Annotated in this window: 8 protein-coding genes and 1 pseudogene; 3 read left to right on the forward strand and 6 right to left on the reverse strand. The window is 68.6% G+C overall.

Translation table 11 applies throughout. From position 1 onward, the window contains the following. Window positions 1–59: 59 nt before the first annotated feature. From STRIP9103_RS39800 to clpS, 3 genes are all read right to left on the reverse strand, one after another. On the reverse strand, window positions 60–1,505 hold the full coding sequence (locus STRIP9103_RS39800) for an amino acid permease (RefSeq protein WP_009337714.1): 1,446 nt from the start codon (window positions 1,503–1,505) through the stop codon (window positions 60–62). Window positions 1,506–1,973: 468 nt separating this feature from the next. Further along, window positions 1,974–2,576: a DUF2017 domain-containing protein gene (locus STRIP9103_RS39805; RefSeq protein WP_009337727.1), complete on the reverse strand. Its 603-nt coding sequence runs from the start codon at window positions 2,574–2,576 to the stop codon at window positions 1,974–1,976. A gap of 99 nt (window positions 2,577–2,675) precedes the next feature. Further along, entirely contained in the window at window positions 2,676–2,993 is a 318-nt protein-coding gene (clpS, locus tag STRIP9103_RS39810; protein ID WP_048821859.1) for an ATP-dependent Clp protease adapter ClpS, read from the reverse strand. Window positions 2,994–3,104: 111 nt separating this feature from the next. Here clpS and STRIP9103_RS39815 point away from each other — a divergent pair, with 111 nt between their 5' ends. Continuing rightward, window positions 3,105–4,433: a nicotinate phosphoribosyltransferase gene (locus STRIP9103_RS39815; RefSeq protein ID WP_048821863.1), complete on the forward strand. Its 1,329-nt coding sequence runs from the start codon at window positions 3,105–3,107 to the stop codon at window positions 4,431–4,433. 274 nt (window positions 4,434–4,707) lie between these two features. Continuing rightward, window positions 4,708–5,295, forward strand: coding sequence for an isochorismatase family protein (locus STRIP9103_RS39820; protein WP_009337724.1), 588 nt, complete (start codon window positions 4,708–4,710; stop codon window positions 5,293–5,295). A gap of 43 nt (window positions 5,296–5,338) precedes the next feature. On the opposite strand, the gene STRIP9103_RS52475 is transcribed toward STRIP9103_RS39820, so the two are convergent. Both STRIP9103_RS52475 and STRIP9103_RS39830 read right to left on the reverse strand, forming a co-directional pair. Next, window positions 5,339–5,629 carry a hypothetical protein gene (locus STRIP9103_RS52475; RefSeq protein ID WP_078614208.1) on the reverse strand — a complete coding sequence of 97 codons (291 nt, stop codon included), beginning with the start codon at window positions 5,627–5,629 and terminating at the stop codon, window positions 5,339–5,341. Window positions 5,630–6,046: 417 nt separating this feature from the next. Further along, complete coding sequence (locus tag STRIP9103_RS39830) at window positions 6,047–8,401, reverse strand: immune inhibitor A domain-containing protein (RefSeq protein ID WP_009337722.1); 2,355 nt, start codon at window positions 8,399–8,401, stop codon at window positions 6,047–6,049. A gap of 456 nt (window positions 8,402–8,857) precedes the next feature. Between STRIP9103_RS39830 and STRIP9103_RS39835 the strand changes: the two genes are divergently transcribed. Then, window positions 8,858–9,160 (forward strand): hypothetical protein, encoded by a 303-nt coding sequence (locus tag STRIP9103_RS39835; protein WP_009337720.1) that lies wholly within the window; start codon window positions 8,858–8,860, stop codon window positions 9,158–9,160. Here STRIP9103_RS39835 and STRIP9103_RS53660 read toward each other — a convergent pair. Further along, window positions 9,149–9,330, reverse strand: a pseudogene (locus STRIP9103_RS53660) (tryptophan--tRNA ligase); the annotation flags it as partial. The gene STRIP9103_RS39835 and the pseudogene STRIP9103_RS53660 sit on opposite strands and share 12 nt — an antisense overlap.

Below are 9,330 nucleotides of genomic sequence, written 5' to 3' on the forward strand. Positions count from 1 at the left end.
AGCCCACATGCTGGGACATCGGTCCTGCCGGGGTCGGCCGGCCCGTCTCCTGCCGATCGTCAGCCGGTCTTGTCGAGCTCCGGCTCGCGGTGGGCGGTGACCTCGGGGTTCCGCGACTTCAGCACGAGCCAGCCGACGCCCAGGGCCGCCGCCCAGCCCGCCATCACGTAGAGGCAGACGCGGGAGTCGGCGTCGTAGGCGATGAGGCCGGTGACGAAGACGAGGAAGGCGATGGCGATCCAGCTGCACACCGCACCGCCCGGGGCCGGGAAGGACGAGGCGGGCAGGCGGCCGGCGTCGACCGCGCGGCGGTAGAGGACGTGGCTGATCAGGATCATCAGCCAGGTCCAGATGCCGGCCGCGGTGGCGACGGAGACGACGTAGCCGAAGGCCTTCTCCGGGACGATGTAGTTCAGGATGACGCCGATGCCCATGAAGAGCACGGAGACGGTGATGCCGAAGGCGGGCGTCTTGGTCGACGACAGCTTGCTGAACGCCCTCGGGGCCTCGCCGTTGTCCGCGAGGGTGCGGAGCATCCGGCCGGTGGAGTACATGCCCGAGTTGCAGGAGGACAGGGCCGCCGTCAGGACCACGAAGTTGACGATGCCGGCGCCGGCCGGGATGCCGATGACCGCGAAGGCCTTCACGAAGGGGCTGACGCCCTCGGCGAACTCGGTCCACTTCACCACGCACAGGATGACGGTGAGGGCACCGACGTAGAAGAGCGCGATGCGCCAGGGCAGGGTGTTGATCGCCTTGGGGAGGGTCTTCTCCGGGTTCTCGGACTCACCGGCCGTGACACCGACGAGTTCGACGGCGAGGTAGGCGAACATGACGCCCTGGAGGGTCATCAGGGACGAGCCGATGCCCTTGGGGAAGAAGCCGTCGAAGGCCCACAGGTTGGAGACCGCGGCGGTGTCGCCGGCCGCGCTGAAGCCGAAGGTGAGGACGCCGAGGCCGATCACGATCATGCCGATCAGGGCGGTGACCTTGACCATCGAGAACCAGAACTCGATCTCTCCGAAGAGCTTCACCGAGATCAGGTTGGCCACGAAGAGGATCACCAGGAAGACCAGCGCGGTCACCCACTGCGGGATCTGCGGCCACCAGTAGTTGACGTAGATCGCGGCGGCCGTGAGTTCGGCCATGCCGGTGACGACCCACATCAGCCAGTACGTCCAGCCGGTGAAGTAGCCGAAGAACGGGCCGAGGAACTCGCGGGAGTACTCCGCGAAGGAGCCCGAGACGGGGCGGTAGAGCAGCAGCTCGCCGAGCGCCCGCATGATGAAGAAGATGATCACGCCGGCCAGGGCGTACATGAGGATGAGGCTGGGTCCGGCCTTGGCGATGTTCGCCCCGGCGCCCAGGAAGAGGCCGACGCCGATGGCGCCGCCGATCGCGATCATCTGGACCTGGCGGCTGCCGAGTCCGCGCTCGTACCCCTCTTCAGGGGCGTCGCCGAGCGCGGCGTCGTTGTCGTTCTTGCTGACCTGAGCGGAGGTCATGTGTTGTGCGCCCTTTCTCCACGCCGACCCAGGCCTTCGTCGGCCTTGGATCGGATCTCGATCCCCCCGGATTGATGGAGCGAGCGGCTCGGGTTTCCCCGGGTCCGCTGAGCCTGGGCCGACGGTCCGCCGGCTCGGTGGCGCACCCGACCGAACATGCGGGTGGTGTTCGGTGGGCGGTCGTGAAGATCTATCACGGCGGCAATCTTGATCGACTGGCCGTTTTGTGGCGCACGACACAGGAAGAAGCAGACAAAGAACACCCTCAGGGGCATCCCTCACCGCTGCGGTGGCATGATCGTTATCCGGATTTGAGTGTCCCCTGAGCGAACACTCAGTGAACCCGGATGAGACCCGGAGGGAATCCGGAATTCCGGCCCCGGGGCATGCACCTCGCCCCGCGCCGCATACGCGTCGCGACTGACGGCATGCGCGTCGCGGCCGACGGCATGAGCGCCACTCCGCGCCTCACGGCATCAGTGTCGCGACGAGGGACTCCTGGAGGCTGCCCAGCCACAGGTACGCCATCACCATCGGCTTGCGCGGGTCCTCGTCCGGGAGCCGGTAGAGGAGATCGGTGTCCTCCTCCTCGACGACGTCCAGCCGGGAGCCGATCGCGAGGCGCAGGTCGTTGAGACAGCCCAGCCACTGCCGGGAGTCGTCCGCCGACAGCTTCAGCACGGCCCCGCCCTCACCGGCCGCGGACAACATGTCCAGGGAGTGGACGACCGCGAGGGCGTTGTCACGCTTGCCGGCCCGCAGGTCGTTCTCGGTGAAGCGACGGAACTCGGCGGAGTACGCCCGCTGCTCCTCGGCCGCCCCGGGTCCCGGAGTGCCCTCGGGGTCGCTGTAGGCGTCAGGGAAGAGCCTCTTGAGGACGGGGTCCTTCGGCGGCTCGCTCGGACCCTCGGCGAAGAGTTCGGCGAGCGGGTCCTCGGAGGCGTCCTCGCCGGGACCCGGGCCGATCAGCTCCAGGAGCTGGACCGCCAGCGAGCGGATGATCGAGATCTCGACCTCGTCGAGCGCGACGGCCGCGCCGCCGCCGGGAAGCGGTTCGAAGGTTCCTGGCATCAGGTGGGTCGTTCACTCCGGTCCTGTTGTGTCAGGCCAGGTGCGTCCGGCCTGCGGCTTCTGGCCTGTGGCTCCGGCCTGTGGCTTCCGGCTGCTGGGCTACTTCCGGTCCTGCTGGAGGGTGGCCCACAGACCGTAGCCGTGCATGGCCTGTACGTCGCGCTCCATCTCCTCGCGTGTTCCGCTGGAGACGACCGCGCGACCCTTGTGGTGGACGTCGAGCATGAGTTTGGTGGCCTTGTCCTTCGTGTACCCGAAGTACGACTGGAAGACATACGTCACATAGCTCATGAGGTTCACCGGGTCGTTGTGGACGATCGTCACCCACGGCACGTCGGGCTCGGGTACGGCGAAGACCTCCTCCGCCGACTCGGTCTTCTCGATCTCGATGGGTGCGGCTGCCGTCACACGGCCCATGCTGCCACCACAGGGGGGTGCTCGCACAAACGGGGACCCGTGACGTGGGGTCCGCCAAGAAACGCACCCGGAAATCGTCAGATTGACGAGATGGGAGTACGATCCGTCGTCATGAACACAGCGGACCTTGGTTTGCCGGTGGACGTGCCTTCGACCGCGCTCTTCACGGACCACTACGAACTCACGATGCTGCAGGCCGCCCTGAAGGCGGGCACGGCCGAACGGCGCTCGGTCTTCGAGGTCTTCACCCGGCGGCTGCCGGAGGGGCGCCGGTACGGCGTGGTGGCCGGGACCGGCCGGGTGCTGGACGCGGTGGAGAACTTCCGCTTCGACCCGGACGTCCTCGGCTTCCTGCGTGAACGTTCCATCGTGAACGCGGAGACCCTCGACTGGCTCGCCGGCTACCGCTTCGGCGGCGACGTGTGGGGCTACCGGGAGGGCGAGGTGTACTTCCCGGGCTCGCCGATCATGCGGGTCGAGGGCAGCTTCGCGGAGTGCGTGCTTCTGGAGACCGTGATCCTCTCCATCCTCAACCACGACTCGGCGATAGCGGCGGCGGCCTCGCGGATGTCGAGCGCCGCCGGGGAGCGCCCGCTGATCGAGATGGGCGCCCGGCGCACGCACGAGCTGGCCGCCGTGGCCGCCTCGCGCGCCGCGTACATCGGCGGCTTCGCCTCCACATCGGATTTGGCCGCCGGCTTCCGCTACGGCATACCGACGGTCGGTACGTCCGCCCACGCCTTCACCCTGCTCCACGACCGCGAGCGGGACGCCTTCCAGGCCCAGGTGGACTCGCTGGGCCGGAACACCACGCTGCTCGTCGACACGTACGACGTCGCCGAGGCCGTACGGACCGCCGTGGAGATCGCCGGGCCCGAGCTCGGCGCGGTACGGATCGACTCCGGGGACCTGCTCCTGGTCGCCCATCGGGTACGGCAGCAGCTGGACGCGCTCGGGGCGGCCGACACCCGGATCATCGTGACCTCCGACCTCGACGAGTACGCCATCGCCTCACTGGCGGCGGCGCCGGTGGACGCGTACGGGGTGGGGACACAGCTGGTGACCGGCTCCGGGCACCCCACCTGCTCGATGGTCTACAAACTGGTGGCCCGCGCGGAATCCGCCGACCCCACGGCGCCCCTCGTCCCCGTGGCGAAGAAGTCCACCGGCGGCAAGACGTCCATCGGCGGGCGCAAGTGGGCGGCGCGGCGGCCCGACGAACACGGGGTCGCGGAGGCCGAGGTCGTGGGCACCGGCCCCCTTCCCGAGGAGCTGAAGGACCATCAGCTCCTGGTCCCGCTGATCAAGGACGGCCGGGTACTGTCCCGGGAACCCCTGGACGTCGTACGCGACCGCCACGCAGCCGCCCGCGCGAAGCTCCCGCTCTCGGCGACGCAGCTGTCACGGGGGGAGCCGGTCATTCCGACGGAGTACGCCTGAGGGAGTGCTCCGGTAGCACGACGTAGTGGCTGGGGACGGGTCGGCGTGGGTGTGCCGGGTGCGCTCCCGTGTGAGCCGCGCAGCGCCCGCGCATTCGGCCCGTGCCCCGGTCCGCGCCCCGGACGAGCGCCGGATGCCCCCTCCCGTACGGCCCTTGAAGTCTCTAGGCTCGGAAGTTCGTAGTCTCGTGGTTCATTCGTGGTTCAACAGACCGACCGGGCCCCCACCCCACCATCACCGACCCAGCGTCGAAGAGTCGAAGGACACCGACACCATGCGCCGCGCCTTGATCGTCGTTGACGTGCAGAACGACTTCTGCGAGGGGGGCAGCCTCGCGGTGGCCGGCGGTGCCGATGTGGCCGCCGCCATCACCGAGCTGATCGGCCAGGCGGCCGGCCCCGGCTACCAGCATGTGGTGGCCACCCGCGACCACCACATCGCCCCCGGCGGCCACTTCTCCGACAACCCCGACTACGTCGACTCCTGGCCGGCGCACTGCGTCGCCGGGACCGAGGGGGTCGGGTTCCACCCCAACTTCGCCCCGGCGATCGCCTCCGGCGCGGTGGACGCCGTGTTCGACAAGGGGGCGTACGCGGCGGCGTACAGCGGTTTCGAGGGCGCCGACGAGAACGGCGTGCCCTTGGCCGACTGGCTGCGGGCCCGCGAGATCACCGAGGTCGACGTGGTCGGTATCGCCACGGATCACTGCGTACGGGCCACCGCCCTGGACGCCGCGCGGGAGGGCTTCCAGACCCATGTCCTCCTGGACCTGACCGCCGGCGTCTCCGAGGAGACCACCGAGCGGGCCCTGGAGGAGCTGAGGGAGGCCGGCGTGGAGCTGTCGGGCAAGCCCGTGGTGTGACAAGCGAAACCCCGGCCACGCTCGGTCCCGGTCGCCGGACCCCTCACACCCGGGCCGGCGGCTTCCTCAGCAGGGCTCTGATCGGGTGCCACAGCTCCGGTGCGGTCGAGGCGGAGCTGGGCGGGGACGTGCGCCATATGAGGCCGTCGGGGTGGTGGAGGACCGCCGTGATCTCGTCCGGGGTCGGGGGCGCCGCGTTGCCGCGGAGGTAGATCGCGCGGAGGCCCAGGTTGCGCAGCCGGGTGAGGGCACGGGCGCGATTGGCGGCGAGGACGAGCACCCGTACGAAGCCCTCATCCGGAGCAGCCCCCTGCGCGCCGGGAACCTCCGGCACCCCCGGAGCCCGCGACGCCCCCGGCACGCCTGAAACCTGCGCGGCCCCCGGCACCCCCGGCAGGCCCGGACTCCCCGACGCCGCCGGCACGGTCCCCGCCCGCGACAAGCCCCCCGGGACTCCCGAGACCTCCGACGACCTCGGCGCTCCCAGAGCCCCCGGTACCGCCCCCGAGGCGGCGCTCGGCGCGGCCACCGGCCGAGCCGCGTCCACCCCCCGGGTCGTCCTTCCCGGCAGGTTCAGGGCCACGACGACGTTGCCGTCCGGCAGCTTGCAGAAACCTCCTGCGGCCATGTAGGTCACACCCCCCTGCACGTCAGTGTCAATAAGAAAGCCACAGGACGCACCTAAACACGTCCGGCCGCGACCCGCCAAGGGGGTCGCGGCCGGATATGGTCTGACCTGCGAAAACTCCGTTTACTTCACCGCGGGGCCGACCTGGAGCGAGATCGTGGAGCCATCCCTGGCCTCCTTGACGATCTTGATCTTGGTGTTGGTGTCAGTGATCCTGACACCGCCCGTGGGGTTGGTCTCGTCGTAGTACGTGTTGGCGTGGTCGTTGAACGTCGACACACCCTTCGACGACGGGATCTTCGTCAGGACGTCCGCCTTGTGCAGCCGGAGACCGTCCGTGCGGTACAGGCTGAACGGCGAGTCGTAGGACTGGATGCGGTTGCGCATCAGCGTGCCGTCGGACCACTTCAGCGCCGTCGGGTGGGAGTCGATCGGCAGGACGAGACCGACACCGGGGTGCTGGCTGGTGTTGTTGTCCGCCTGCGAGGTGTCCCACTTCCAGATCAACAGACCGTTCTGGTACGGGTAGTGCTCCACCCAGTCCGGACGCGTCGTCGAGAAGCCGAAGTTGTACGGGCCGACCTTCAGGGTCTTGTCGTACGACACGTACTGACGGTTCTCGGCGATGTAGTACTGCGCGTAGTCGTCCGTGATGGACGCGCCGATGCGCGAGAAGCCCTTCGCCGTCCAGGCGGCGTCCGCGCTCTCCGCGTTGTCGGAGAAGAGGGCCGAGCCGTCCGCCGTGACGGTGATCTGGTCCGCCGCGAAGCCCTTCGGGGCCACACCGCCGTCGGTCTGGTAGCGGAAGCGGAGGTCGATCTTCTTGCCCGCGTAGGCGTCCAGGGAGTACGACAGCTTCTTGTAGTCGGCGGAGGAACCGGTCAGCCCCGGCTTGCCGCCGGCGTCGCGCGGGATCGCCGCGCCGTCCACCGTGCCGTCGATCGCGGTCCAGTTGGCGCCGTCGTCGGTCGAGACCTCGGTGTAGAGGTAGTCGAACTCGGCCTCGATGTCGTACCAGCCGTCGAGGGTCAGCGCGGCGGAGGACTTGCCGGTGAGGTCGACGGAACGGGTGAGGGTGTTGGAGAGGTTGTCACCGCTGCCGCTCCACCACTGAGTGGACCCCTGGGAGGGCGCCACGATCTCGGTGGTGACCTGCTTCTTGGGCAGCTCGACCACGAGGGCCTGCTTGTCCTTGGTGTTGTACTCGGCGACACCCAGCTTGTGCTTCGACTTCGTCGCGGCCTTCGCCGTGTCGTAGTTCAGCCAGCCGAGCTGCAGCTTGTCCCAGGCGGTCATGTCGCCGGGCAGGTCGCCGATGGCCTCCTTGCCCGTGCCGAGCCAGGAGCCGGAGGACATCAGGGTCCAGAAGCCGGTGGAGTTGTCGCCGGCGCCGGTGGTGTCGTAGTGGTCCGGCAGACCGAGGTCGTGGCCGTACTCGTGGGCGAAGACACCGAGTCCGCCGTTCTCCGGCTGGATGGTGTAGTCGCCGACCCAGACACCGGTGTCGCCGATCTTGGCGCCGCCGAGCTTGTTGCCCTCGGGACCGGTCACGCCGGCGTTGGTGCCGAACGCGTACCAGCGGTGCGCCCAGATGGCGTCCGTGCCCTGCGCGCCGCCGCCGGCCGACTCGTCCTCACCGGCGTGCACGATCTGGAAGTGGTCGATGTAGCCGTCGGGCTCGTTGAAGTCGCCGTCACCGTCGAAGTCGTAACGGTCCCACTGGTCGAACTCGGCGACGTCCGCCTTGATCTCGGCGTCGGTGCGCCCGGCCGCCTTCTGCTGGGCGACCCAGGCGGTCAGACCGTCACTGACCACGTTCCACACGCTGGAGCAGTTGGTCTGGCCGCAGGCGTTGTTGCCGTAACGGGCCTCGTTGTAGGGGACCTTGACCCAGTCCGAGACCTCGCCCTCGACCGAGTAGCGGCCCGAGGACTGCTTCTCGTAGTACTTCTTCATCGACTCGGTGTTCTTGCCGGTGCCGAAGTACAGGTCCTGGAAGTGCTTCTGGTTGTAGTCCGCCTGCCAGGCCGTCGAGTTGTCCTTCGAACGGTCCGGCTCGGCTATCCGGTTGTGCAGCGGGCCGGGCGTGCCGCCGTAACGGCTGTCGATCTGGTCGCCGAACTCGACCAGGATCGTGAAGATCTTGTCGGTCTTCTCGCGGCCGAGCTCGACGTACTTGCTCTTGCCCTTCTTGCTCTTCAGCTGCACGACCTTGGAGCCGTCACGGTCCTTGACCGTGGCGTCACCGGATATGACCTGCTGCAGGGCCTCTTCACGCTGAGCCTCCTGCGTCTTGCTCAGCGGGCCTTCGAGGTCGTGCTCGCCGTCCGGGTGCTCCGCCGGGTCCTGCCGGTCCACGGACGCCTTCGGCGTACCCTCCGCCGCCTGCGCCACCGCGAAGGTCGAGATCGTCGCCGCGGCCGTGGCGATGGCGACGCTGATGGCCGCCGCCCTGAACGTCCAGGGTCTACTGGTCACTTGATGTCCTCCCCCGCGCCCGTTCGCGCGGAGGGGTTGGTCCTGGTCGTGGAGGAAGTCCGCGCGCGGTATACGCGTGTAGTCAAGTGACGCCATTCGACCGGAGTTTCGAGAGAAAAAACAGATCTTGACTTGAACAGGTCAAGTGCACTATTGCGTCTACAGGAAGCGCTTGTTCGTTATGCGGACGTTATGAAGGCCTCTCAACGGGCGCGCGGGCCCGTCCACTTGGTGGACTCCATGAATCGGTGCGCCCCCCGTGCGCCCGGCACCGTGGGTCAGGTCACGCTTACCTGTCGTTCCCCTCGGGCACCCTGCCGAATAGAGTCGATTGGCGGAGCGCCGAAAGTCGGCGAAAGCCAAGCCGACGGCACTGCTTCACCTTTGATTCGTATCCGCAACCTCCCCATCATCGTGAGAGGCACGGGGAGGACCCCACCCGAGGACACGATTGCCATGCCTCGTCCGACGACCGCACAGCTCGCCTACGGCTCCTGCACCGTGATCCTGTCCACCCTCGCCATGCTGCTGCTGTCACAGACGAGTTCCGGCGCGGGTATCGCGGTGATCGCCCTTTCCGCCCTCGCCCTCGGTCTGCTCGTCGCCCTGACCGTGCCGCTGCCGAAGTCCATGCCGGGCGCCACGGGGAACGCCAAGGCCACCGAGCGCCCCCAGGCCGCCGCCACCCCGGCCCCGGCGCCGGCGCCGGCCGCCGCCGAGCCCGTACGGGAGCCGGTGCACGAGCCGACGGGTTCCTGAAGCGCCCCGCAGAAACGTGACGGCGGACTCGAGCGTCTCCAGGTCGTCCACATACTGCTGGGTGCGCTCCCGGAAGGGCGTCGCGAACTCGACCATGACCTCGGCCAGGTCCGTCTTGAGCGCACCGTACCCCTTGCCCTCGTACTTCTGCTCCAGTTCCGCGATACCCG

The sequence above is a fragment of the Streptomyces ipomoeae 91-03 genome (genome assembly GCF_000317595.1).
GTDB classification, from domain to species: domain Bacteria; phylum Actinomycetota; class Actinomycetes; order Streptomycetales; family Streptomycetaceae; genus Streptomyces; species Streptomyces ipomoeae.